This is a genomic window from Leptospira noguchii serovar Panama str. CZ214 (assembly GCF_000306255.2).
Lineage (GTDB): Bacteria > Spirochaetota > Leptospiria > Leptospirales > Leptospiraceae > Leptospira > Leptospira noguchii.
The window spans coordinates 280,900-306,386 of sequence record NZ_AKWY02000001.1 but is presented as its reverse complement, the minus strand read 5'-3'; the positions used below and the strand labels follow the sequence as shown (position 1 = coordinate 306,386).

Here is a 25,487-nt window from a genome sequence, read left to right as displayed (position 1 = left end):
ATGAAAACTAAACTCGCTAAGATCATTCCTTTTATCATTTTATCTTTTTGTCTGATTAATATTTCTTTTGAACCAATCTTTTATGATCCTAAGGATGCAGATTCTATGGAAGCACTTTTAGAAGGTTCCGGAAGAGAGCATTCACCACAATGGGGAATCGAAAGAGGATTGATTTCAAAAATTCAACTTACCTCTAAGGTTATGGAGGAATTAAACGAAAAAACAATTCCATCCGATGCACAATTAGAAGCTACCGTAGATAGAATGAGTCGAATTTTGCTCGGACAGAAAATCATGTTATTTATTTATGGTTTTCTAATATTCTTATCAATAACTTCTTTTTTAGCACTTCATTATAAAGCTTGGTTTTATACGTATTTAAATAGAAGTTTGTATTTGATCTCCGTTCTTCCCGTTTTAATGTCTCTTCAATATCCATTAAAAAGTATTCCCCAAACTCCAATTATTGGGGCCATATCTTCCTTATTTTTATTCGTATTAACGATCTTATTGATTTATTTGGTTTTTACGATTTCAAAAGTTTACGAAAACAAAGCCGACCGTTTTGCCGTTTTTCAGACGGCACAAAATGGAGAAGAAGGAGAGTTTCAATCCGCTTCTTCTTCAAAGGTTTCATGGATACCTATGTTGTTTCATTTCAGCGGAATTATGATTACAGGAATTTTATTGGGAAATTTAATTTACATCCCTATCTTTCTCTTGCAAAAACATTATTCGTTCGAGTTTGGAATTCTATTGATCGTTCTTCTTTTATTGATGATGGCTTTTTATATTCGAAATTATTTTAGAATGGGAAAAAACGAAGAACTAACTTCGATTGGAAACATTACTTTATCTGTAAGTTATCTTCAATTTAGAATAATTCGAAATACAGTTTTTATTGTGTTTGCGGTATTAGGAGTTACACTTTTTGTGGTTCTACTTTTTACGATCTTATCGATGAATACTTGGATACTAGATATAGCTTCCAGAAGAGGCCTATAATTACTTCAGAAAACTTTTGAGATGTTTTTTAGGAAAATGTAATTTTATAAAATAGACAATGGAAGAATTTTTGTTGATCGTCAACTATGGAATTTTTCAACAACTCTAATTAAAATCACGAATCTAGTTTTAAAATAAGAATTTGTCCAAAAACCCAAAGAATTTTACGCAATAATTCTTTAGAGATTTTTAATAAACTGTAGTAGTTCCCACAGATTTTGTCTCATTTGGTATTTTTGGGAACTTTCAAGCGGTATTGATCTCGTTCAATTTTCGTAGTAGTTCCCACATTTTATGAAACTAAAGCAAACACTTGTCAGGGTTTAGGTTTTAGGACAAGCTCTAAGTATAACAGTTTTGTATATTAGAAATCTAGCATAAATAAAAATGAGTATAGTGGAATTTTTATAAAATGGATTCTTAATCTATTACTCAGCACTACATAAAGTTTTCGTCTAAACGATGGTTTATCTCAGAATTCATAACCCTGTTATATAGAAAACTGTTAAAACGACAAATTCTATACAAAAAATTGATTTGAAAATCATTATCCATAAGACGCTACTGCATTTTATTTTGAACGACTTAACAAACTATGATTTTTTTTTGAGGTTCTGGGACAAATTTGAATTACGTCTTTTAAAAACTTTGAGTATATTAAGTTCAAACTCTCTCTTCGTAAGTTTACGAATGTCTCTCCAAACGTTTATCTTCGATATATGACCCGCTTGATCCATCGTTAATAATAATACGTCCCCTGATTTTAAAAATCGATATTCTTCTCGATATAAAAAATTCCTATTCAAGTCGTAATATTCATGCCAAGAAATTCTAGCTCCAGTAAAATCCACGCTTAGTCCTTTATCTGAAAAAGAATCGAAAAATTTTTCTATTCCAATTTGATATCGATGAATATCGCTGAATAAACAATCAAATAAAGACGCGTTACCTTCTTGGTTACAATCTGAAAATAAACCTTTATATTTTTTAGATGCAAGTTTTTCTGAAACATAAAAATATCCTAAAGAATCAAATAGTTTTATAATATTATTTAAGATTATTTGTTCATGTTTCCCCATTTTAGGAATTTTTCCGAATTCATAATAATTTTCCTTTTGATTATAACTTATGTAAAATGGATTTAAGGTATATGCTGGAATAATATAATTTATATAAATTTCCAAAATCTTAGCTTGGTCACATTTAATCGCCAATTTTTTATCCCAATCATATCCACTTTGAATATTTGAATTCAATAAAATTTTAATGTTCCAAGATAAATCCCCTAAATAGTCCATATGTATTTGGCTATAATTCTTATCTAAAATATTGCTTACTACATAATCAAAAATTCCATTTTGAATCGCAAATGGATGTGTTGTACAAACATTGATTCTTTTTTTCCATTCTTTGGTTTCTTTGCCGTTAAAATTAAAACCTAGAATTGTTTTTCTTAAAAGTTTTCTATCCTTTCCGAAATACTTTAAAGTTTCTTGTATTAGTTGTTTTTGATTCATTTTAAAAACGGAGCTTTTTAATTCTATCTATCAAAGAAAATTTTTTTTCTAATTTTGGATCACGAAATGTTTCTTAATAACTTCACAAATCGAGAATAATAAAAAAATATAACGCAACATAAATGAGCATCAATGATTCCAATTCAATCTGAAAAAATCAACTTCGCATTCATAAAACATTTCCGAATTAAGAAGTAGTAAGTACAGATGTCGCAACAGATCTTAAGTTCAATTTAAAAAAACAAATTGACTGAATTTTCTCGGATCGTTGGACTCAATAATTAGAATGAGTGAATAATAGAGTTTTTGAAAAATGAAATCTCCATCTATTTCTGTTTTATAGAAACGGTCGATTAATGAGTTTTGTTAATCTGAATTATGGAATTTTTCAGCAACTCTAATAATCCTTTTAGGGTAAAAGATTCTGTTGTGAAAAACTTTATCTTCAAACCAGATGCAAATTAAAGTTTTATTTTTTGATGAAAATGAAGACAATTTCATCAAAGCAAAATTTATTTTACAGGCTACAATAACGATAAAATTGAAATCCTATTTTCTTTTTTAAGTCAATTAAAGCCCATTATTGTTAATTTTATTTATATATATTAAAAGATTTCAAATTATAGTTCCATAATTCGTATTTATTTGCTTTAATTCTTACTTGACACATTATTGTGCGCCGCATAAAATTGGTCTATTCTCAGTGCAGAAAACAGAGGAAAAAACTTATGGAAAAAGAAATCAAAGAAGCGCTTAACTTTGCAATTGGAGCGGCAAAATCACTTCGAGAGCAAGCGGACAGCATTCTTCTGAAAGTTGAAAAAGAATTTAAAGAACTTGCATCTAAAGGAGCGCAAGATCAATCCGAGGTTGCCAAAAACCTCAGAAAATACATTGAAGACGCTCTTCACTCGGTCGAAGGAGTTGCAGGTCAAGTTAACTCTAAGGTAGAAGAAGTAAAATCGAAAGTAAATCAAGGTGTTTCATCCACAAAGATTCCTTTAAACGGATCAAAAGGGAAAGCAGAAACCGCCGGTAAACACTGATTGTTTTCCTTCCTGTGTTTTTACATACAGGAAGGATTTTATATCTCTCTTCATAAATTTCACAACCATATTCAAAAATAAATTTAAGAAAAATCTATATTTTAACTTTATAAAGATATTGCCTTATTAATTTCTATAAAATTGCAAAGGTTAGATTTTTATTGGAAAGCATTTTTGAATTTAAGAATATTGATGTATTCTAATATAATCTTAAACGGCTTTTAAAAGACTAACCATTTCACTAAAGCTATATAAAAAGTATCTAATATAACGTGAATTCAGTATGACGCGAAAGGGATTGATGCGAGGGAACTTCAGCAGAACGCTTCCTATCATAACCTTACCCACAAGTTGAATAAGATTTTAGAATCAAAATTGAACTCAGCAAAACGCTTTCCTGAACTCAGCGTCTCGCTCCCCATGGATCGTTCGACAGGTCGCGTTTCTGGAATTTCACAATTTATTGACCAGAGCAGAGAGCCCGGTCCGGCTGCTTATAGCAAGCCCCGGATTCGCCCAAATTTTTTTACATTGAATTTCACGTTAATATATATTTCTTGAGTAATTTTAAAAAACAATCTAAAGTTAGAAATTGATTTCGTTTAACAAATTTGGTATAGAAACAAGATCAAGTCTTTGAATCAATCTTTGGATCGCAGAACCTTTTTCTTTTTCCATAGGAATTTCAAAAGAAGTATTCATCATTGCTACATTTTGATCGATTTTTCTTAAAATCAATCGTTTCAAAAGATCTCTTTTAGATTGGAATAGTCTTTCGATAGAGATTCCTTTTTGAAAAAACGTTTCCTCAATCAGATCCAAAGTTTTATAATCAGAAGCAATTGCAGAATAAGTAAAAGAATCCAATTCCATTTCACCTAAAAGATTTTCCCAAAATAAAGAACTTTTACGCTCCATATTTCTGCACTCGTAACCTTGACAAATCGAAGAACCATAAAACGAATAATTTTGACTCAGAGGATCACCGCTAAAAGTCGGATGAATCATACACCCTATTTTTTTTTCGAAAGCCCCTAAAAATGGACAATTGTAAGTATGTTCGTCCTTTCTACCAATGGATTCTTCTTTTTTTTCCTGAACCTTTCGGTATTCTGCCATCGTCCAAGGTTTTTGAAAGTCCACAGAATTTTTAAATTCTTCCGTTCTTTCTAAGATTAACTTTTGAATTTCTTGGGGATTTAAGTCCAGGTTAAAAATTCCACAACAGGAACCACATGAAAAACTACCCTTACTGGGTTGACAAAGGCTCAATATATTAGGTATTTTGAATTGATTTTTTTTCCGATTTAAAACCAGGAAAACTGAGTTCCAAGTCTTTGGTTTCTGGATTTTCTATCACACTACAGAGCATCGGAACAATAGTCATTTTATTTTCGTTAAATACGATCACCTTACCTCGGAACTTCTCGATCTGTTCACCTATATAATCCTGTTTGACTACGGGTGCGACCACAAGAGAAGTTTCAGGTTTTAGTCCGCGAAAGAAAAGGTGATTGTTGGAATTTGTAGAAACCAGAAAAATACTCGTCTTCTCTAATTCTTCCAATTCCATCAAAAGATTTTCGTAATAGTATTGAAAAGAAATCAAATAACCGTCCGCAGAATCCCTTAAAATCTGTCCTCGTCTATAAAGTTCAATCCACTGAATCATCTTTTGAATTGTATCTTTATTCACTTGTAGAACTTCTTGAACATTACTGATTAGAGGACTGATTTCCAGTTTTCTAAAATCCAAAAGACATTGATAGATCAATTCCCACCATTTTTTAACTTCAACTGCGTCATCAGGATTGTTCGGAATGTATTTTCCCAAAGAGTGATGTTGATGATCACTAAATATAATTCCACCTACAATTTTAGAAAATTCCTCAAAAGAATCGATCAAAGACCGAATCAATTCAAAAGAAGATTCTGTTTCTTCCTTTTGTTTTTGAATGAAATTGTAATAAGAAACCGCGATGTTCGAGGGATAAAATTTTGAAATTAAAGTAGGGTTGATAATTTTTTGAATCGTTTTCCCTTTAGTCGGATCTAGAATCACTTGTTGATTTGGAATCCCGTGAAGAGAATAATTTGTCCAAGTCAAATCATTTGTATCAAAAATTCTTCTTGCGTATTCCTTGGCTAAGAAAAGAGATTCTCCGATACTTTTATCGTTGAAAAGATACGTGTAAAACTGAATCGTATTTTGATTGTCTATGATTTCCCAGTTGGTTCCGATAAAACTTTTAATCCCGGACATCAAAAAAGCTCCGGCAAAATTGTTCATCAAATCGGAATTGAGGGTTCTAGATGCATTTGAATTAGATTGGCAAGAATTTGAAAATACTAGATCTGTATTAAATCCAGAATTTTTAATTTCTCTCGCTTTTAGAATTTTGCCTTCGGAAATTTGCCAGCCGTTTTCTAAAGGATCATCCGAAAAATAAAGATGCCCTGAATAATGAATGATGTTTTTACCTTTGATCAAAGAAAGAAGTTTAAGTTTTGTAACTTGTCTTCCTCCAATGAATTCGATTTCTAATCGAGAAGAAGAGACCTTTTCACTCAAAACCCTAAAAAGTTGCTCTCCTTCTTTTTGAGCCCACTCTAAATCTTCAGCTGGGTCCGCAACGATTAGCATTCTTAACTTTTCTTTTTCTTTAAATACGTTTTGACTGGATTCTCCTCGAACTGTTTTTCCTATAAAAAATTTATCCGACAAAAAACAGGTTCCGTCGTGTAATAATTCCCATGGAATCACGCCAAGTTTTGGATCCATGTTTAGATGAAGATACTTTTCAGTAGTAAGCCTTAGTTTCTCTTGAATTGGAGCTGGAAAAAATTGATCGTAAAAAGTTTCTCCTAGAATTTTCAATTCATGAAGAATTTCAGTTTCTAAAGTTTTGTGGTTCATTCCTTTGGAATTGACCGCGTTAGAAACTCGAACTAAATTTTCAATTTCCTTAATATACTCTAAAATTAGATCTTCATCGATCGTGGATTGTATATGGGATTCTGATCCGCTTCCAGACGTATCTAAAATGTTGAAAACGTTTACGCTTCCGACTCTATCTATAATTAGGTTTAGCATAGTTTAAAATTCCAGGATCAGATTATAACACTGGAACGTTTTTTCCAGAATTCTTTTTGTCCGGAAAAAATAAAAAGAAATGCTTTTTTAAGAATTTACTTCGATTTTATGACGTTGGAAATTTTTTTCCAAAAGACAATTTTATACTTCTAAAAGAATAAAAAGATCTAAGGATTTGGAATTTTCTTTCCCTTGAAATTCTACGGTATATTTTCCCTCTCTCAACCCTGAAAAGTTAGCAATCCCTTCGTTATTGAACTGATTGGAAAGAATGAACCTCGTGTCTTTATAGAGATTCACTCGTTGAAACGAATTCGCGTCTGGAGATTCAATCTTAACACTTAAAAACGCTGTTTCAGGGGTTTCCTGAACCAATTGATAAGTAAATTTAGAATTATCTAAAACCTTTTCTTCAAAAACTACAAACTCAGAAGGATCTTTTGTTAAAGCCGAACGCATGGAAGGTGCGTAGTCTACTCTTGTATTGATTTGAAGAGATTCTACAAGACTTTCAAAGATTCGGGCTCCTGACTTTCCCAACTTTACAACGATCGACTCCTTAGGAACAGATTTCCTTGCAAGTTCCAATGAGACGTAACGTTTTAAATATTCAGGAATTTCCTTTGTTAAATAACCGGTTAAATCCGCCTTTTGGAGATCGATCGATTCTTGAAGTTCTGAAAATTTTCCTTTTTTAGAAGCTTCATATAAATATGATAACGTTGAGGCGTTAATCCCTGCCTGAATCGATTCTTCCATTTGTATGAGTTGATTTTGCAGTTTTATATCTGTATCTGAACCTGTTCCCTCTCCGCTCAAAAGAGAGAGCAAAAGCTCGTTTTCTTGATTTATTTCAGATCCCGAATCCATTTTAGTTCTCCAATAGCATAAAAAGACGGAAATTTCTAAAAATCCAAATCACTGAAGTCCAGCTTTTTCTGAATTTTTTCAATTAAACGAAGCAAAGTAACGCTTACATTCCCTTCAGAAATCCCAATTAATTCTGCAACCTCTTTATAAGGAGTTCTCGCCAAAAAATGCCCTTTCTTTTTCTTTTCCAAAAGTCTTTTACGTTGCTCGTATTTTTTTTTCAAAGCGTGAGAAGTTTTATCCACTTCCATAGGCAGAATAGGTGCAACTTTAGCAGTATTCTGCTGTTTTTCTTTCAGTTCTAATATATTTAGATAAAGAGAAGTAATTTTGTCTTCCATTCGAATATTCTCTTCTTCTCGATTGGAAAGTTCCGATCGGAGATGAAGAATTTTCTCTTTTAATGCTTCCGGAGATAATCCCGTTTTTTCCAGAAGATATTGAACTTCATCCTCGTTTAAATTTAGATAATAAATATAGGAAAGTTTAAAAATGACCCGTTTATCAACTCCAATTTCTTCCAAAGCCTGGTTGAACCGGTCGGAAAATTCGCTGGCTTCTTCCTGCATTTCAGGACGTGTATCCGGTTCATCTTCTATGGTTGCGTATTCCTTTCCTTCTTTGCTGATTTTTCCTAAATTGGTAACCTTAAGTTCTCGTTTGGTTCTTTGCCAATCGATCAACATATTTCTAAGAACTGAATAGAACCAAGTTCTAAAACTGGACTTTCCCTTAAAACTTCCAAAACGGGAACCAGTTTTTAATCTTTCAAATGCATAGATAAAAAAATCCCCAGCGTCGTCCTCACTCAAGTGAAAGATCTTCATTGGGAAATTGTAGATATCTTCCGAATAGATTTCGAAGAATTGTCTGAGCGCATCTTCTTCTCCATCTCCACATCGAGAAACGAGATCTAAGGTTTTATCTTTTGACAAATTCATTTTGTATGAGTTACTTGCACTTAGGTTTGTGTCCTGAATGAAAAGATTTCTACTTATCATAGTCTGGACCGCGTTCCATCTGAGCATGGAAGCGGAAAATAATAAAGTACTAATTTATATAGTCCCTGTCAAAACTGATCAACTGGAAAACAAAATTACCTCAACTTTTGGAGAATCCAGAGGAGATCATTTTCACAATGGGTTGGATATTTCTTCCGCAAACGAACCCGTTCTTGCAATGGCAGATGGAAAAGTTTTGTACAGCCGTTATGCGGAGGATCATCCTTTTGAGGACGAGTTAGGAACCGGAAATTCGGTCTGGTTAGATCATGGATCTGGAAATTTCACCGCTTATTATCACTTAAAAGATAGTAGAATTTCTAAATTACTAAAACCTGATGGAATCAAAGCAGGAGATAAAATCGGTGTTACAGGTAATTCGGGCCATTCGAGCGGAGCTCACCTCCACTTTGTTGTACTTCGTAAATACGGACTTGAAATTTTAGATCCTATGAAATTTCTTTCACCAATTCCGGACAACTCTGCTCCGGAAATTTCCAGCCTTCTAATTCACGTAAATGGAAAGTTCACAAATATCAACGACGGAGACAATATCAACCTTTCCAAAGAATTTCCTTTTACAATCTCCATCGTAGACGCAGGAGAAAAAAAATCTCAAAGAAGGGGGATTACTAGAGTTCAATATTTTTTAAACGGGGAAGTCCTGCGATCCGCCGATTTTAGCGCCTTACAATATTCTAACTCTGAATGGAAAAATCCAGACGGATTCTCTTTTACAAATCTTTACTATAAAGATCAATATTTGATTGGAAATCTAAATTTAAAATCCGGAGAAAATACGATCAAAGTGGTGGCTTGGGATTTCAAAGGTAACGTAAACGAAAGGAGTTTCACATTTTACGTTAGTCGCATTTGATGTTTATACAAGAAACTTATAGCAGAGTCGTTAAAAACTAATTCTTCATCAGTTTCTATGAAACAAAAATAGATGTGGGAACTTACAAATCATAAATTTACAGTTAAACTTTGAAATTGTGGGAACTACTAGGAAATACAAAAAGAATCATCTTCCATCCGATTTTTACACAAAACCACCGTTTTGCGGCCATCATCAAAATTTAAATCCTATTTTAACGTAAGTTTGATTGAGAAAAAATTTTCTAAAAGTATGAGTTCCTACAATCATTTGTAAAATCGTGATTTGCAGTAGTTCCCACATCATTTTACAGACAAACCTAAGTTTTGTAATAGTTCCCACACTTGAATACGATAGATTCAATTGTTATAAACTTCTATTTTATAAATTGTGGTATTCAAAGAACCGATCTGCAAAGTTTAGATTCTAATTTTTTCAGAATCATGAGTTGCTCACGTTATTTTAAAGCTTGTTCCAAAACCTAAACACCGATAGGTGTTTGCTGAGTTACTTCGAGCGACAATAGAAGCTAAACGCTGAGCTTCCACCGATCCATAGACAGGTCTGAGTTTCATAAAATGTGGGAACTATTACAAAAATTCAATGATTTTAGAACTGCTCGAAAGTTTACAAATTGCCAAATGTGACTAATTTGTAGGAACTACTGCAGTTTATTAAAAATTTCTAAAGAATGATCGCATAAAATTCTTTGGGTTTTGGGACAAGTTTTTAGTGAAAATTCGAGATCGATTGACTTGACAAATCTTTACTACGATTTTCTTTTCAAGATAAGCTTTTCGCAAATCTATCGACTAACTCTGAATTTACGATTCGCGGCAGGGATCAAGGCGGAGTCAATAAATTGATCAAAAGAAAATCTCTTATGAGACATTTATCTTTCAATTTATTGACTGGAGCCGAGAGCCCGGTTTCGGAGAAACAAGAGAGAAGTAGTAATGTTGAATACAATGAAACTCTAAAATACAAAGCGATCTTTCTCCGAAAGCCGCCCGTTCAGAGATATAGAGTGATCTATCCAACACCTCATAGTAATTCAATAAAACACATCGACGAGTTGAAATGGACGAACTTCATTTTACTCGCTTTAGATAGAAGACGCAAACGGTGAAACGCGAAGTTTTCGTTACGAAAAACAATTACAATACGACATTTTCTAGAAATAGAAATTTATTATATTATAATTATTTAAAAAACAAATTAACCTGCAACTTGACTTTTATTGATCACTTTGAGTTGTTCTCCTACGGAATAAAATACAGAACGATCTCCTAAAAGATCTGCCAGCCGTAAGAAAAGTTCATTGATTGGTTGGATTGAGTAAGTATCATGAGCGCGAATTACTCTTTTTTCTTCCTCATTTTCCACGATGTGAAAATAAACCGAAGATTCTCCTTTGTAACAAGCAAGCAATGCGTAAAGTTTTGGAACTAGCTCGGGATCTTCTGTATGTCTTTCTTCCAGTCTAAGATGAAGAGACTTTTCAAGTTTATCTTCTATCGTCGCGTCATCTAAAATTTCGATACTATTGACTTTAACCTGACCCCGAAGTTCTGTATCCCCCACTTCAATTTTATCTAAGTCACCTTTGATAAAGATAGCTTGATCTTCCTTTATAAATTCCTTATATTTCTGATACGTTTTTGCAAAAGCTACACATTCTATTTCACCGGTTCTATCTTCTAATTTGAAGTTTGCAAATTCTTCGTTTCGTTTACTGAGTTTGATGTTCTTAGAAGAGATTACACCCGCAACTTCCACTTTGGTTCCAGATTTTAGATCGTCGAATTTTTCGATCGGAATCGTTTTCAAACTTTTAAGTTGTTTTTCGTACTTGTCCAAGGGATGACCGGAAAGATAAAGACCGGCTATTGATTTTTCTCTTTTTAATTTTTCGTCAATGTCCCATTCAAGTGCATCTTTGGGAAGATTGAGAGAGAAAGAACTTTCTTCACTTCCAAAAAGAGAAAATTGCCCCTCATTGGCTCTTTCTTGTTCTTTTTGTGCAAAGGTCAAAATCGAATCCACGGATTCAAAAAGACATTTTCGAGTATAACCAAAAGAATCCAAAGCGCCCGCTTGAATCAAAGCTTCGAAAACTTTTTTGTTGATCAGTCTCGTGTCTATATTTAATACGAAGTCCTGTAGGGTTTTAAAATTTCCTATCTTGGCCCTTGCTTGAATGATGCTGTTTGCGGCGGTTTCTCCCACTCCCTTCATTGCGGAAAGTCCGAAACGAATCGTGGTATCGTCGATCACATTAAAAGAAACATGAGACTCGGAAACGTCCGGATTGAGAATTTGAATTCCCATTTCTCTTGCATTATTGATATATTTTACGATGTCTGTCGTTTTACCATGATCGGAGGCAAGAAGCGCAGTGAGATATTCAATTGTATAATTCGCTTTCAAATAAGCTGTTTGATAAGTAATGATCGCATAAGCAACCGAATGCGATTTATTGAATCCATAACCACCGAATCTTTCCAGCTGCTCAAAAAGATCCTTTGCCACCTTTTCTTGAATTCCTTGTTTGACCGCACCTTCGATAAACTGAACTTTCAATTTATCCATCAAATCGGCTTTTTTCTTAGCCATTGCCTTACGCAATACATCCGAATCTCCGACCGAAAATCCTCCGACAACACGGGAGATACTCATTACTTGTTCCTGATAAACCGGAACTCCAAATGTTTCTTTTAAAATCAGTTCACAGGATGGATGTGGATAGGTGACTTGCTTTCGTCCAGATTTACGATCCAAGTATTCGTCTAACATCCCTTCTCCCATAGGACCAGGGCGATACAAAGCGATCAAGGCCACGATTTCGTCAAAATTACTTACTTGGCTTTTTGCAACCAGATCTGTGATTCCCGTAGATTCTAACTGGAATATACCTAGAGTGTTTGCTTTTCTGAGAAGCGCGTATGTATTCGCATCATCGTAAGAAATTTCATCCAGATTAATTCGAATCCCTCTTCTTTGTTCAATGAGTTTGATCGCGTAATCTAAGGTAGTTAAGTTTTTCAGACCTAAGATATCCATCTTGATAAGACCGATACTTTCTAAGTTGTTTTTATCGTATTGAGTTACGATCGCACGAACTCCCGGTTTTTCTTTTTCTGCAACAGTGGAAAGTGGAACTACCTCTTCTAAAGGATAAGGAGAAATTACAACTCCAGCAGCGTGTCTTCCAGGCTGACGATAATTTCCTTCGAGCCTTTGAGCAATCGCAAAAATTTTATGATTGATGTCGTCCTTTTCTGAAAAGTTTTTTAACTCAGAAGAAGTTGTTAGCGCTTCTGAAATAGACATTCCTAGTTTATTCGGAAATGCCTTTGTCATCTCATTCGCTTCTCCGAAAGGAAGATTCAAAACTCGGGCCACATCTTTGAGAGCCGCCTTTGCCGCAAGAGAGTTGAACGTGATAATCTGACCTACACGTTCTTCTCCGTATCTTCTACGTATATAATTGATCACTTCTTCTCTGCGTTCCACACAAAAGTCGGTATCAATATCCGGCATATCTTTACGATCCGGATTCAGAAATCTTTCAAAAAGTAGATTGTGTTGAAGGGGTTCTACATTCGTGATTCCGAGAGCGTAAGCAACAATGGAACCTGCCGCAGAACCTCTTCCAGGTCCAACGGGAATTCCGTTTCTTTTTGCGTAGTTGATATAATCTTGAACGATCAAGAAGTAACCCGCAAACTTCATATTTTTAATCGTATTAAGTTCGAAGATCACCCTTTCCTTGATTTCCGGAGAAAGTTTTGGATATTTTCTTTCGATCCCTTCCCAAATCAATTTCTCAAGATAAGAATCCGCATCATAACCTTCGGGAACTTCAAATTCTGGAAGAAGATAATTTCCAAATTGAAGTTTCAAATTTACTTTATTACTGATTTCTAATGTGTTATGGAACGCCTCGGGAATTTCGGGAAACACTCTCGCCATTTCTTCCGGGCTTTTAACATAAAACTCTCCGTTAAAACCAAATTCCATTGGATCGGTAATACGCTTTTGCATTCCGATTCTAAGAAGAATGTCCTGTGCTTCCTGATCATTTTTCTTTAAAAAATGAGAATCATTTGTAACAACGAGTGGAATCCCTGTCTTTTTTCCAAATTCATAAATTTGTTTAGCAACGGTCATCTGTTCCGGAATTCCGTGATTTTGGATTTCCATATAGAAATCCTCTTTATGGAAAATCTCGTTTAACTTACCGGCAAGTTGCAAAGACTCATCTATCTTACCTTCTAAAATCTTTCGATTGACTTCACCCGCAAGACAGGCGGTCAAACAAACAAGGCCTTCACTGTGTCTATCCAGAAGATCATAATCAATTCTCGCTTTTTTATAAAAACCTTCTGTGTAAGATTTACTGGAAAGACGTATTAGATTTCTGTAACCTTCTTGGTTTTTTGCAAGAAGGATAAGATGATACGCATTTCCGTCCGCGATTTTTACCATCTCCGATTCTTGTTTCCGGTTCGGAGAAACGTAAAATTCGCTTCCAATAATCGGCTTAATACCTTGTTTGGTCGCTTCGTTATAGAACTCAACGGCACCGAACATGTTTCCGTGGTCAGTCATTGCAACCGAAGACATGCCACATTCCTTGACATGTTGCATCAGCTCTTTGATGCGAATTGCTCCGTCAAGCATAGAATAATTTGTGTGCAGATGTAAATGAGCGAAATCCTGCATTGTAAGGGACATAATAGAATTTTTACGGACTCGAAGTCAAGAGTCTAATCGGTTAAAAACAAATACTTAGACTAAATTCCGTAACTTTTTATAAGATAGCCAACTAAATTCTGTAGAAACCCCCAGCAAACACCTCCTAAACTCAGCGTATCGCTCCGATGATCGGCATCCAGGAAGCGATACGCTTTAGTTTCACAAAATTTATGGGAACTACCACAAATCCGGATTTACGGTAAACTTTGAATGAGCGGGAGGACTAATAATAGCAGTAAAAATTTTTTCTAAGTTCATGTTGTCGCTCCTTTGAAGTACGAACGTTTGAAGATCAACGTGTAGTCCCCCTTGCTTACAAACGCGTGAGTTCCCACAGAAACGATTTCCAAAAGTGTATTTTATCACCAGAACTTCAGTGCCAGTCCCCACACCAACCGTGGAAATTCAGTTTTAAAGAGCAGTCAATTCGACTTATAAAACCAAAACCCGCCAACTAACATTTGTCTGTTGGTAAAAATCGAAACATTGAAGAAGATACTTCATTTTCAAAGCAACTTATATAAACTACTATAGATCTGTTGTGTTGACAATTTGATAAATTTTTAGATAGTCTTTCCCATCATTCAAAGTCGTAATAGTTCCTACATTGGGCACCATTAAGCAAAAATCTAAACTATATAATAGAGTTGTTGAAAATCTCATAGTTCAGTTAAACAAAACTGCTTTAGCCGATCGTTTCCATAAAACAGATGGAGATTCATTTTTCAACAACTCTAATAAATATTCTATACTAAAACAGAACTCTGTGATAAAAATTTACGGCACTCAATTCTGTAGTGATCAGTAAAAATAAAAAGATTTAGAAATAACTTTAAGAAATTATTATACAATAGTTTTTTTATCTTTGTGAATAATCGCAGAACAGCGATTTTATGGGAAAATTTGATTGGACAGCACTTTTTAGGATTTTATAAATATTTCCTTGATTAGAATTGTTAAAAAATTAATTTTCTTTCGCTTCTTTCATTTGAACAAATCGTTTGTTGATTTAGATTTTTTCGAAAACTCTATTTAGAATTTTAATAAAAAACTTGAAAATAAACCAGACTTTCAATCTGGCCTCAATAAATTGCTGTTCGTTGAAGTTTTAAAACGATTAACTTTTTGGAGGCAATGGACCCAACTTCTCCAAAAGCATCTGATTCACTAATTCCGGATCAGCCTTTCCTTTGGAAACTTTCATCACATAACCTACAATAGCACCTAACGCACGATCTTTTCCGCTTTTGTATTTTGTAACCGCATCTTGGTTATTCGCAATAGCTTCGTCTACGATCCTTTCAATTTCTTTATCGTCTCGAACCACGATTAGATTTTTTTCGGTGACAATGGTTTCCGCGTCCTTATCAGAAGTAAGAAGTTCTTCAAATACGGTTTTAGCAATCTTACCAGAAATTTTTCCATCGGCAATTAATTTTACGAGTTCGCCGATTCTCTTAGCAGAAACAGAAAATTCTGATATTGCAATATTCTCTTTATTAACAATACCTAAAACCTCATCCTTAACCCAGTTGGATGTTTTTTTAGCGTCTCCAGAAACTTTCAAAGCATCTTCAAAATAATCCGCAATTTCCCTTTCCGCGGTCAAGACCTCCGCGTCGTATTTCGGAAGATTCAATTTCTCTACAAAACGATTTTTTCTTTCATTCGGAAGTTCCGGAAGTTTTGAACGAACAGATTCCACCGTTTCTTTTTGAAGAACGATCATAGGTAAATCTGGATCTGGAAAGTAACGGTAGTCATGACTCATTTCTTTGGTTCTCATCGTTACGGTTTTGTTAGCAACGGAATCCCAAAGTTTAGTTTGTTGCTGAAATGTCTTTCCTTCCAAAGCCATTTCTTTTTGCCATTCTACTTCGTAGTCAATCGCAGCTTTGACAGCTTTGAAAGAATTTAGATTTTTAATTTCAACTCTGGTTCCAAACTTGTCCGAACCTTTGGGACGAATCGAAACATTTGCGTCGCAACGAAGAGAACCTTCTTCCATATTACAATCCGAAACTCGAATGTATTTCAAAACTGATTTTAAAGAATTAAGATAATAATACGCTTCATCCGAAGAACGCATGTCCGGTTCAGAAACGATTTCGATTAAAGGGGTTCCCGCTCTGTTCAAATCTACATAAGACTGAGGAATATTTGGATCTGCAGAATGAATGAGTTTGCCTGCGTCTTCTTCCAGGTGAATTCGAGTCAGTCTCACATAACGAGTAGAATCTTCTCCTTTGATTGTAAAGGTAACTCCTCCACCGGTGCAAATCGGTTTATCAAACTGAGAAATTTGATAACCTTTCGGAAGATCTGGATAAAAATAATTTTTACGATCGAATTTAGTAAACAGAGTAATTTCACAACCAAATGCCAACCCAGCCATAATTGCTTTTTCTAAAGCAAGTTCATTGAGGACCGGAAGCGCACCAGGCAATCCCAAACAAACCGGATTGGTCTGAGAGTTTGGAGGAGAGCCAAACTTAGTCACACTTGTAGAGAATATTTTCGATTCCGTATTGAGCTGAGCGTGGACCTCTAGTCCTATGATCGTTTCAAATTCTGCCAACTGTATCTCCTTTTCCGGATTGTCATCCCAAACAGATCGAGGAATCTATCCCTAATCCAACGATCTCTAAATGTAGTCTGAGGAAAGCGGAATTTACGGGCAACGGATTTTTTATGAAACAGATCCTCTGTATAGCAAACCAGAAAGGTGGGGTAGGTAAAACAACCACTGCGGTACATCTCTCTTTTGGACTGGCGCTTAAAAAGGAAAGAGTGATTCTTTTAGATTTAGATGCACAGGGAAACGCAACCTCTGTTTTTATCAAAGAAAATTCTTATTCCCTCCACACAGAAGAAGGAAGAGAAAAAAGTCTTTATAAAATTTTTAGGGACGGTGGAGACCTACGAGAAGTTTTAATTCCAACCCGAATCCAAGGTTTAAGAATTGCTCCTTCTCATCCTTCTCTTGCAGAAGTCGACGTAATGCTTTCTGGAAAGATAAATGGTTTTTTTCAACTTAGAGATTCCTTAGAATCGATCAAGGACGATTTCGACTATGTAATTATAGATTGTCCACCAAGTCTTTCTATGATTACTCTTAATGCTTTTGTAGCTTCTACGGGTTTACTTGTTCCATTACAAGTTTCTAAATTTTCCCTCGACGGAATCGAAGCCATTTTAGAAGCACATAAGAATACCGTAAAACGATTCAATCCTTCTCTAAAAGTTTTAGGAGCCGTGCTAACTATGTTCAATCCTAGAACAACACTTTCTCAAACCCTCGAACCGATGATTGAACCCTACTTAAAATTATTTTCATCCAGAATTCCGCCTTCAGTCAACGTAGAAGAAGCTCATATGATGAAACAAACCCTATTTGAATATCAACCGAAAAGTAAAGCGGCACAGTCTTATCAAAGTTTTGTGGAAGAGGTTTTGGAGATTGGCTAAAAAGGATCTTTTAAAACAAGCAGCGGGAGCGCACGTCCGAAAGACGTTAGGCGGAGAAGCCAAAGAAGAACAAACCAATCAAAAAGAAGTTCCTACATCGGAAACTTGGAAAGAAGACTCTCCTGTAGAAACTTCCCTCCAAAAAAAAACGTTAAAAGAAAAATCGGAAAATCAAACAATTACAAAAAATGAAATCGATTCTCCTTTCAAAACCCATAACCAAGAAACAAAAGAATCTCCTTCAATTCAGAATTCATCCTCCGCGAGAGAGGAAAAATATTTGCCCAAAAAGAACCACCTCCGCAGGATAAGCAGTGTCATGAGATTGGAAGATTATACAAAACCGGAATCCCCTGAAAGAGAAGGCTCTTCACGTTTTTTGAAGATTGTTGGAGTGATTCTTTTGGTTATGGCCATTTGGTTTTTCTGGCCGACAAAACACGAAATCTATATGGATATAGATAAGATGACTCCTGAGAAAGTTTCGGGTATGAGTTCACAAAAAGAATATCATTTCTCTCATGGACAAGACTTCTTTATCTATTATAAAAAAGGTTGGTCCACTCCCAAAAAAGTTCACCTTACCATTTATCGAACCGACGGAGGAAAGGAAGAATTTTCAATTCAAGAAAAGGATTTTCGCAAAAATTTTGAAAAATTCCAAACCTATTATGACGATACATTTTTCGACCAACAAGGATCTTACGAAGTGGAAATCCGTGACGAAGACGGAGAACTATTGGTAAGTAAAAAATTCACCATCGATTAAATTTAAAAAGGTGAATTAGTATATATAATAAAAATCGAATGAATTTCAAACTTACCTTTTTCGCTCAAAAAATTTTATTTAAAAGTATAATTTCATTCTTGGCAATTGTTTCTTTTTTATACTGCATAAAAGAATCGATTTCGGGAAACATTCCTGCCGGTGCAAAATTTCAAAAAGAATTCAACGCTTATGTTCTTACTGAATCAGGAAGAAGAAGAGTTTATTACGATAATGGAAAAATTTATCAAGATTGCTCCATAAACGAGCTTGGTTTAGAAAACGGTCTTTGTAAAATTTATTCCAAACATGAGGATCGTATATTAGCAAAAGGTAATTATGAAAACGGAGTTCGTATAGGAGAATGGATCTGGAATTTTGATAACGGAAATCTTTATATCCGCCAGAATTTTGGCAAAAGTTCTCGAAAACCCGAAGTGATGATGAACGGAGACGAAGGAAACGAAGAAGGGCTATTCGAAAGATTTTACGAAAACGGACAACTTGAGCTAAAAGGAAATTATACGGAAGGTTATAGAGATAACCTTTGGCAAAAATATTTTTTAGACGGAGAATTAGAATACACAGGTTATTACAAAAATGGAAAGAAAGTAAAAACTTGGTTTTATTATTATCCGACTCATAAAACGGAGGCGATTGAAGTTTTTGACGATAACGGAAATTTCATTTCCAGAACTACTTATCTTCCAAACGGAACAATCAATTGCGAAATAAAAAAAGGTTTTACGTCAGTTTGTCAAACTTTGGTTTCTTCTAAAAAATAAAATCTTGAAGATGATCTTTGGAATTTTTTTTCTTATCGTAGTTTATCTAAGCGTTTATTTTTCGTTAACAATATTAAATTTTTGGATTTTACTTTCTACGTTTTCAGTCGTCCACATAGGACTTTTTCAAACATTTCGAGAAAATTTAAATCTCAGATTTTATATTTTCACTGCAATCATTCATTTATTTATAATTTTCTGTTTAAATCTCTACTTCAGGCAAACAAATTGAAGATCGCTTTGGCAAATTTATTAGAGTTGGATCTGAATTTTATGGATCAATTCCTAAAACGTGGAAACTCATACAAAAGTAAATTTTTAAAAATTTGTAATGTGACTTAGTTTGTGTGAACTACTGCAGATCACGATTTTACAAACAAATTCTAAAGTTCTAAAAACTCACAGTAATGTAGGAACAACTCATACTCTTGGAGAATTCTTTCTCATTTTCTTACATCGAACTTACGTTAATTTTGTATAACGCGAAAGCAATTGAAGTGTAGGAAAACTCAGAGTCTCACTTCTTAAGCTAATGCATCACACCCCTGAATTGATCCTTAAAGAAGACATTGCTGGATTTTACGGGTCAATTGAAACTCTAAAGACAATTATTATATAACGTTTCCTGTATACACCCTTATTAGCTAAAGCTGGGAGCCTGCCTGTGGCAAGCCAGATTCGCCCATTTTTTTTTACGTCGAACTCACGGCATTATAGAAAATTCTATTAGAGTTGTTGAAAAATTCCATATTTCAGGATCAACAAAGCTGCCTCAATCGATCGTTTCCATGAAACGAAAACGATGGAGAATTAATTTTTCAACAACTCTAATATATAAAGAAACCAAACTCAAACATTTCATTTTATAGATTCAACAGATTATAAAAAGTTTAAATTAAACTACAACTTTATATTATTAGATATTAAGAATTTTAAAAGATTTGAATACTACAGAAAAAATTACAGGAGAATTGTTTCATCTCCTGTAATTTTCAAAAGATCAAATTAAATTTTCGGGCCGAACGCAGTAAAATCGAAATCCTTTGATCCTTCCGCATACTGTTTGAAATTTTTAATAAACATTTCCCCTAACTTCTTAGCAGTTTCATCATAAGCCGATTTGTCTGCCCAGGCTTCTCTTGGATCAAGAATAGCACTATCCACTCCGTTAATCGTTTTAGGATAAGCTACTTGAAAAACCGGATGCGTCACGAACTCGGATTTCTCGATGTTTCCGTTCAGAATTTCATCGATGATTTTACGAGTAGAAGGAAGATTCATACGTTTTCCAATTCCGTAAGATCCACCGACAAGACCGGTGTTCATAAGATAAGCTCTAACGTTATGCTTCTTCATCTTTTCGCCGAGCAACTTCGCGTATTTAGTCGGGTGAAGAGTCATAAACGCCGCTCCAAAACATGCAGAAAACGTAGCGGTTGGCTCTTTGATTCCTCTTTCCGTGCCCGCTACTTTTGCGGTATAACCGGAAAGAAAGTGATACATTGCTTGTTCAATGCTTAATTTGGAAACCGGAGGAAGAACACCAAACGCATCATAAGTTAAGAATATAATGGTTTTCGGATGTCCTCCTTTAGAAGGAACTTGGATGTTATTGATATGGAAAATCGGATAAGAAACTCGAGTGTTTTCCGTTTTTGCAGCGGAGGAATAATCCACAACTTTTGTCTGAGGATCATAAACCACATTCTCCAGAAGAGCGTCTTTACGAATGGCTTCGTAAATATCAGGCTCAGTTTTTGGATCCAGGTTAATCACCTTCGCGTAACAACCGCCTTCGATGTTGAAGATTCCGTTGTCATCCCAACCGTGCTCGTCGTCACCGATCAACTTGCGATTCGGATCCGTGGAAAGAGTCGTTTTACCGGTTCCGGAAAGACCAAAGAAAAGAGCTGTATCACCATCTTTGCCTACATTTGCAGAACAGTGCATGCTAAGAATTCCCTGCAAAGGAAGTTTGTAGTTCATAACGGAGAAGATACCTTTCTTCATTTCTCCGCCGTATTCAGTTCCACCGATGATACAAATTTTCTTAGCAAGATGGAAAATTACAAACACTTCGGAGTTCATTCCGTGTTGTTTGAAATTCTCGTTCTTAATTCCGCAAGCATTGATAATTGTAAATTCAGGATCAAGACCAATCAGTTCTTCCTTCGTAGGACGAAGAAACATATTCGTACAAAAGTGATGTTGCCAGGCTTTTTCGGAAACAACTCGCAAACTTACTCTGGTTTCAGGATTCGCACCTGCGTAACCGTCAAAAACGTATAGTTTTTTATGACTCAGATAGTTTACACATTTCTTATAAAGTTCATCAAAGATTGTTTCTGAAACTTTGAAATTGATATGACTCCACCAAATGTTTCCATTTGAAGAAGACTCATCCACGAAATATTTGTCTTTCGGAGACCTACCTGTAAAAATACCGGTATCTACCATCATAGTTCCATTGCTGGAAACTACGGTTTCTCCATTTTTTTTCTCATGTTCATAAATTTCATCATAGGAAAGATTATGGAAAATTTCAGAAGGTTCGAGTCCGAGTTCTTTCAAACCTTTTACCTGAGTCTGGGCCTGCATCTGATTGCTCCTTGGGAATTCTATTTCAAGTATTTTACTCTAAATTGGAAAGTCAATCATTCAAGAGGAATGAGGTTGGCGATTTCCTTTCTCAGAAACTCCATTCGAATTTGCTTTTGTAAAAATCATTTTCCCAGCCGCGGTTTGAATAATTGAAGTTACTGTCACTTTGACTTCCTTCCCTACCAGATGACCGCCGTTTTCAATCACGACCATCGTACCATCTTCTAGATAACCGATTCCTTGATTCTCGTCCTTACCTTCTTTGATCACTTGGATTCCAAGTTCTTCTCCAGGTAAAACGACTGGTTTTAAAGCATTTGCTAAAGTATTTAGGTTTAATACCTTTACTCCTTGTAATTCAGCCACTTTATTCAAATTAAAATCATTAGTAACAATCTTACCACCAGTATCACGGGCTAGTTTAATTAGTTTTGCGTCTACTTCACGCGTATCAGAATAATCTTTATAAGTAATTTTTACTTCTATAGAGCCTTTACGTTGAAGTTTATTCAACATCTCAAGACCTCGTCTTCCTCTCGCCCTTTTGATCGGATCGGAAGAATCACTGATGAGCTGAATTTCTCTTAACACAAAGTTAGGTAGAATCAAAGGACCATCCAAAAAGTGAGTATCAGCAATATCTAAAATTCTACCGTCAATTACAACAGAGGTATCTAGAATTTTATCTTTGACTTCTTCCTTTTCAATACCAACCCCGAAGCTATTGCCTGAACCACCTCCGCCTCCGAAAATTCCAAGACCAGGTTCTTTAGCAAATGTAACCCCAGAGACGATTCCAAAAAGTGCGAATAAGAAATAAAGGGCTACGTTCAATTCTTCAAAATGAACGGCTACACCCACAAACCAAGCGATTGCAAGCCCAAGAAGCGCGCCTAATCCAGCGCAAAAAAGTACGTCTGCTTTCAATTTTGGAAAAAGATTAGATTCTCCATAAAGAAGAATAAAAGAAACTAACAAGACAACCCCGGCAATTGGTCCGGCTAAATAAATATCTCCTGCTTGTTTATGTGTTACTGCAAATGTAATCCCAGAAAGGAACAGAGACGTGAGTACTTTGTAGAAATGAATCATAACTCAAATCCTTAATTTGTATTTGAGTTTTTGCGGAACTTACTCTTCTTCTGCCTTTTTTTCACTAGGAGAGAGGGTGCTCGCCAGTACATCGGAAACTAGATTTCCAGCTTCTTCTTGCGTAACCCCTTTACTCAATGCAACTTCCATTTTCACAAGATTATAGGCGCTTTCGTAAAGCTTTCTCTCCATGATGGAGAGTTCTTTTCCACTTGCTCTGCGAAATAGATTTCTACAAACTTCTCCGACCTCATAAATGGATCCGGATTTGATCTTATTGAGGTTATTTTGGTAGCGGATCTTCCAGTCCTCTTCCGTATCTACTTCGTCTTTCTTGAGGAGTGCAATGACTTTCTTGATCTCTTTTTTATCGATGATAGGGCGAATTCGAACCTGTTCTGCTTTGTCAACAGGTATCATAACCTTCATCTTACTACCTTGAATTTCGAGAACGTAACAATCCTTCTTTTTACCTAGGATATTCTTTTTGGAGATTTCGAGAATCTCTCCAACTCCATGGATTGGATAGACTACGTAATCGCCTACCTTGTGTTCGATTTCGGAATTTTTCTTTTTGGCAGCCAAGTAAGTATGATAACTTCCGTTAAAACTCTACTCTAGAAAATAGCATAAATTTGGCGAAAGTCAACAAAATTATCCGAAAAGGCTATTAAAGTTTCAGTGTACGAATCTTGGCAGAATGAAACAAAGGATCATTGAGAGGTTGAATTTTTTCCAATGCTTCTTTGGCTTCTTCTTCGGAATAAAAATAACCTAAATACAGTTCCCCTTTAGAAGAACGAAAAATTCTTCCTTTGAATTCATTTCTAACCATCAAAATTCTTTTTCCCAATTCAACGGCTTGCAAAGAATCGGAAGTGCCAACTACTACAAGATAATTGGTTTCACCGGTTTGAGGAGGATAGAGAATCTTAGAATCCCCGTTCACTCCTGAAAAATTTTCTCTGGGATTCAATTTTGAAAGTGATTCCTGATTTTTTAAGGAATCTTCGTTTTTTTGGTTAGAAAAAAACAAAGATCGAATCTCATTCTTTTTTTCATGAGAAGGAACGTTTCGAAGTGTCTGTAGTTCATTTTGGGCAAAAGATTCTTCCTTTTGATCCAATTTAAGACCTACTACAATTCCCGCAGTAAACAAGGATATAGAACCTAATAATAAAACAAAAGCGGAACGGGTGGACGAAAAAATTTGAATCGGTGATCCCGATTTTTTATGATGTTGAACAGTCTGAATCGTCCGACTAAAATCTGTATTTTCTCGAACCGGAGTTCGGACAGTGGATTGTTTGAGTCTTCTCGAATAATCAATATTCTGCATTTAGGAATCCTAAATTCTATTTCTAAAATCGGCCTAAATACTAAAATTCTTTCCAAAAAATTAAAGATTTAACTATTTTGAAAATTTTCAGGGCTTTTAATTTTGATCGATTACTAGCGAATTTATTATGGATTTGGGGCAAATCTAACGTTTTATACAGAATTTTAGACATTCATTAACAGTATGATTTCATAGCAAATGTTTCTACAGAAATCATAAAATCGTTTTTAATGTGAGTTCGGCGTAAAAAATGAGAAAGAATTTTCTAAAAGTATGAGTTCCCACATTTTAGAAATTGATCAATCAATTTCAGATCCCAACTTTTTTCAGAAAAAGTGAATCATGAACTCGACTCCTAAGCAAACTTATATTATTTATTGAATTCTAAGGAAAGTCATTTTACTTGAATCGCGCTAAGTTTTTGGTTATTGAACTCGACGAAGATAATTCAATTTTTTTTGAAAAACAACGTCGAGTTTTAAACGGAAAAAGCTATTCTACAGATTTTTTTAAAGAAGAGATGATCGCTTCATAATTGGAAGACAGTCCTTGACAGGCTTGCGCGTTTCGTTCCATGAGACCTACACTTTCCAACAAAACCCCAATCAATTTTCTTTTGCCGGAACGATATTGATCTTGATCTTCAGGCGGCAAACCTGGTTTTCCCATACTTTTCCATTTTTCACACTTCGCACCTAAGTCTGTACAGATCTTAGCTTCCAAATCGGAACAAGGTTTACAACCAATCATCGCTAACGAAAGGATGATTCCTAAAATCAAAATTTTTTTCATGTGTATTACTCCTATGAGTGAACCTTATTTTTAAGGAACTTTATAAAATCTAAAGACAAAGATCTTAAACTTTTTACTCAAAATCTTTTTTTTACTCAAAATCTTTTCTTTAGAAACCGTTCATCAAATTAATAATTTATTTTATAAAAGTTCCACTCACTTAATTGTAATCACAAAGAGAGTAAAGAATGCCAGAATGAAATCAGAAAATTTAAATCTTATGATATTTTTTTGAAATAAGTAAGAGGAACAAAGATCCATTTTTGACTTTCTCCAAAGAATAAATAATACAATTTTATAAAAAGCTACTATATGTATAAATTATTTTGAACTTACCCTAAAAGCTCCATAAAATCATAAAAAACAAATTTTTAAAGAAACCGATAAATTTGGGATAGTCTCTTTATACTCAAATTTATTTTTACATAAAGGTCCGTAAATTTTAGCATGAGTCCGGCACAAGAAAATGAGAA

General features: G+C 34.8%; 19 protein-coding genes and 2 pseudogenes. 9 read left to right on the top strand and 12 right to left on the bottom strand.

What is annotated here, in order from left to right; all coding sequences use genetic code 11:
• On the top strand, positions 1 to 1,005 hold the full coding sequence (locus tag LEP1GSC059_RS01365) for an LIC_10230 family protein (protein ID WP_017215182.1): 1,005 nt from the start codon (positions 1 to 3) through the stop codon (positions 1,003 to 1,005).
• Between the two features lie 593 nt (positions 1,006 to 1,598).
• On the opposite strand, the gene LEP1GSC059_RS01360 is transcribed toward LEP1GSC059_RS01365, so the two are convergent.
• The gene (locus tag LEP1GSC059_RS01360) at positions 1,599 to 2,522 is read right to left on the bottom strand and encodes a hypothetical protein (RefSeq protein WP_017215181.1); all 924 of its coding nucleotides are present in this window, start codon (positions 2,520 to 2,522) and stop codon (positions 1,599 to 1,601) included.
• Positions 2,523 to 3,250: 728 nt separating this feature from the next.
• Between LEP1GSC059_RS01360 and LEP1GSC059_RS01355 the strand changes: the two genes are divergently transcribed.
• A complete protein-coding gene (locus LEP1GSC059_RS01355) occupies positions 3,251 to 3,568 on the top strand; it encodes a phasin-related domain-containing protein (protein ID WP_002148146.1) in 318 nt (105 codons plus the stop codon).
• A gap of 585 nt (positions 3,569 to 4,153) precedes the next feature.
• Here LEP1GSC059_RS01355 and LEP1GSC059_RS01350 read toward each other — a convergent pair.
• From LEP1GSC059_RS01350 to LEP1GSC059_RS01335, 4 genes are all read right to left on the bottom strand, one after another.
• The gene (locus tag LEP1GSC059_RS01350) at positions 4,154 to 4,840 is read right to left on the bottom strand and encodes a hypothetical protein (RefSeq protein ID WP_017215180.1); all 687 of its coding nucleotides are present in this window, start codon (positions 4,838 to 4,840) and stop codon (positions 4,154 to 4,156) included.
• Between the two features lie 4 nt (positions 4,841 to 4,844).
• Positions 4,845 to 6,662, bottom strand: a complete 1,818-nt coding sequence (locus LEP1GSC059_RS01345) for a CHAT domain-containing protein (protein ID WP_017215179.1) — start codon at positions 6,660 to 6,662, stop codon at positions 4,845 to 4,847.
• A 141-nt stretch (positions 6,663 to 6,803) separates the two neighbouring features.
• Positions 6,804 to 7,532 carry a hypothetical protein gene (locus LEP1GSC059_RS01340; protein WP_017215177.1) on the bottom strand — a complete coding sequence of 243 codons (729 nt, stop codon included), beginning with the start codon at positions 7,530 to 7,532 and terminating at the stop codon, positions 6,804 to 6,806.
• 35 nt (positions 7,533 to 7,567) lie between these two features.
• Entirely contained in the window at positions 7,568 to 8,473 is a 906-nt protein-coding gene (locus LEP1GSC059_RS01335) for an RNA polymerase sigma factor (protein ID WP_002179188.1), read from the bottom strand.
• A 37-nt stretch (positions 8,474 to 8,510) separates the two neighbouring features.
• On the opposite strand from LEP1GSC059_RS01335, the gene LEP1GSC059_RS01330 reads away from it, so the two are divergent.
• Positions 8,511 to 9,410: a M23 family metallopeptidase gene (locus tag LEP1GSC059_RS01330; RefSeq protein ID WP_036056779.1), complete on the top strand. Its 900-nt coding sequence runs from the start codon at positions 8,511 to 8,513 to the stop codon at positions 9,408 to 9,410.
• Positions 9,411 to 10,293: 883 nt separating this feature from the next.
• Positions 10,294 to 10,422, top strand: a pseudogene (locus tag LEP1GSC059_RS24570) (RHS repeat-associated core domain-containing protein); the annotation flags it as partial.
• 206 nt (positions 10,423 to 10,628) lie between these two features.
• Here LEP1GSC059_RS24570 and dnaE read toward each other — a convergent pair.
• Entirely contained in the window at positions 10,629 to 14,138 is a 3,510-nt protein-coding gene (dnaE, locus tag LEP1GSC059_RS01325) for a DNA polymerase III subunit alpha (protein WP_081099780.1), read from the bottom strand.
• A gap of 1,150 nt (positions 14,139 to 15,288) precedes the next feature.
• Positions 15,289 to 16,749 (bottom strand): Asp-tRNA(Asn)/Glu-tRNA(Gln) amidotransferase subunit GatB, encoded by a 1,461-nt coding sequence (gene gatB / locus LEP1GSC059_RS01320; protein ID WP_002179277.1) that lies wholly within the window; start codon positions 16,747 to 16,749, stop codon positions 15,289 to 15,291.
• Between the two features lie 113 nt (positions 16,750 to 16,862).
• Here gatB and LEP1GSC059_RS01315 point away from each other — a divergent pair, with 113 nt between their 5' ends.
• From LEP1GSC059_RS01315 to LEP1GSC059_RS01300, 4 genes are read left to right on the top strand one after another with little or no spacing between them, the layout of a single operon-like run.
• Positions 16,863 to 17,639, top strand: coding sequence for a ParA family protein (locus tag LEP1GSC059_RS01315; protein WP_004446640.1), 777 nt, complete (start codon positions 16,863 to 16,865; stop codon positions 17,637 to 17,639).
• On the top strand, positions 17,632 to 18,408 hold the full coding sequence (locus LEP1GSC059_RS01310; RefSeq protein WP_002179133.1) for a hypothetical protein: 777 nt from the start codon (positions 17,632 to 17,634) through the stop codon (positions 18,406 to 18,408). Before LEP1GSC059_RS01315 ends, LEP1GSC059_RS01310 begins: the two co-directional genes overlap by 8 nt.
• A 38-nt stretch (positions 18,409 to 18,446) precedes the next feature.
• Complete coding sequence (locus LEP1GSC059_RS01305) at positions 18,447 to 19,190, top strand: toxin-antitoxin system YwqK family antitoxin (protein WP_017215174.1); 744 nt, start codon at positions 18,447 to 18,449, stop codon at positions 19,188 to 19,190.
• A 4-nt stretch (positions 19,191 to 19,194) separates the two neighbouring features.
• Positions 19,195 to 19,422, top strand: a complete 228-nt coding sequence (locus LEP1GSC059_RS01300) for a hypothetical protein (RefSeq protein WP_081099779.1) — start codon at positions 19,195 to 19,197, stop codon at positions 19,420 to 19,422.
• Positions 19,423 to 20,195: 773 nt separating this feature from the next.
• On the opposite strand, the gene pckA is transcribed toward LEP1GSC059_RS01300, so the two are convergent.
• The 4 genes from pckA to LEP1GSC059_RS01280 form a co-directional block, all read right to left on the bottom strand.
• Entirely contained in the window at positions 20,196 to 21,788 is a 1,593-nt protein-coding gene (gene pckA, locus LEP1GSC059_RS01295) for a phosphoenolpyruvate carboxykinase (ATP) (protein ID WP_020980106.1), read from the bottom strand.
• Positions 21,789 to 21,848: 60 nt separating this feature from the next.
• Positions 21,849 to 22,883 (bottom strand): PIN/TRAM domain-containing protein, encoded by a 1,035-nt coding sequence (locus LEP1GSC059_RS01290; RefSeq protein ID WP_017215173.1) that lies wholly within the window; start codon positions 22,881 to 22,883, stop codon positions 21,849 to 21,851.
• Between the two features lie 39 nt (positions 22,884 to 22,922).
• Entirely contained in the window at positions 22,923 to 23,468 is a 546-nt protein-coding gene (locus tag LEP1GSC059_RS01285) for a CarD family transcriptional regulator (RefSeq protein WP_000729197.1), read from the bottom strand.
• Positions 23,469 to 23,553: 85 nt separating this feature from the next.
• The gene (locus LEP1GSC059_RS01280; protein ID WP_017215172.1) at positions 23,554 to 24,222 is read right to left on the bottom strand and encodes a hypothetical protein; all 669 of its coding nucleotides are present in this window, start codon (positions 24,220 to 24,222) and stop codon (positions 23,554 to 23,556) included.
• On the opposite strand from LEP1GSC059_RS01280, the pseudogene LEP1GSC059_RS24565 reads away from it, so the two are divergent.
• Positions 24,217 to 24,401 (top strand): annotated as a pseudogene (locus LEP1GSC059_RS24565) (hypothetical protein). The gene LEP1GSC059_RS01280 and the pseudogene LEP1GSC059_RS24565 overlap by 6 nt on opposite strands.
• A 313-nt stretch (positions 24,402 to 24,714) precedes the next feature.
• Here the strand turns inward: LEP1GSC059_RS24565 and LEP1GSC059_RS01275 are convergent.
• A complete protein-coding gene (locus LEP1GSC059_RS01275; protein ID WP_017215171.1) occupies positions 24,715 to 25,014 on the bottom strand; it encodes a hypothetical protein in 300 nt (99 codons plus the stop codon).
• Between the last annotated feature and the right edge of the window lie 473 nt (positions 25,015 to 25,487).

Coding starts and splice junctions, on each gene's coding strand:
- LEP1GSC059_RS01365 (WP_017215182.1), top strand. CDS start 1: ATGAAAACTAAACTCGCTAAGATCATTCCTTTTATCATTTTATCTTTT.
- LEP1GSC059_RS01360 (WP_017215181.1), bottom strand. CDS start 2,522: ATGAATCAAAAACAACTAATACAAGAAACTTTAAAGTATTTCGGAAAG.
- LEP1GSC059_RS01355 (WP_002148146.1), top strand. CDS start 3,251: ATGGAAAAAGAAATCAAAGAAGCGCTTAACTTTGCAATTGGAGCGGCA.
- LEP1GSC059_RS01345 (WP_017215179.1), bottom strand. CDS start 6,662: ATGCTAAACCTAATTATAGATAGAGTCGGAAGCGTAAACGTTTTCAAC.
- LEP1GSC059_RS01340 (WP_017215177.1), bottom strand. CDS start 7,532: ATGGATTCGGGATCTGAAATAAATCAAGAAAACGAGCTTTTGCTCTCT.
- LEP1GSC059_RS01335 (WP_002179188.1), bottom strand. CDS start 8,473: ATGAATTTGTCAAAAGATAAAACCTTAGATCTCGTTTCTCGATGTGGA.
- LEP1GSC059_RS01330 (WP_036056779.1), top strand. CDS start 8,511: ATGAAAAGATTTCTACTTATCATAGTCTGGACCGCGTTCCATCTGAGC.
- dnaE (WP_081099780.1), bottom strand. CDS start 14,138: ATGCAGGATTTCGCTCATTTACATCTGCACACAAATTATTCTATGCTT.
- LEP1GSC059_RS01315 (WP_004446640.1), top strand. CDS start 16,863: ATGAAACAGATCCTCTGTATAGCAAACCAGAAAGGTGGGGTAGGTAAA.
- LEP1GSC059_RS01305 (WP_017215174.1), top strand. CDS start 18,447: ATGAATTTCAAACTTACCTTTTTCGCTCAAAAAATTTTATTTAAAAGT.
- pckA (WP_020980106.1), bottom strand. CDS start 21,788: ATGCAGGCCCAGACTCAGGTAAAAGGTTTGAAAGAACTCGGACTCGAA.
- LEP1GSC059_RS01290 (WP_017215173.1), bottom strand. CDS start 22,883: ATGATTCATTTCTACAAAGTACTCACGTCTCTGTTCCTTTCTGGGATT.
- LEP1GSC059_RS01280 (WP_017215172.1), bottom strand. CDS start 24,222: ATGCAGAATATTGATTATTCGAGAAGACTCAAACAATCCACTGTCCGA.
- LEP1GSC059_RS01275 (WP_017215171.1), bottom strand. CDS start 25,014: ATGAAAAAAATTTTGATTTTAGGAATCATCCTTTCGTTAGCGATGATT.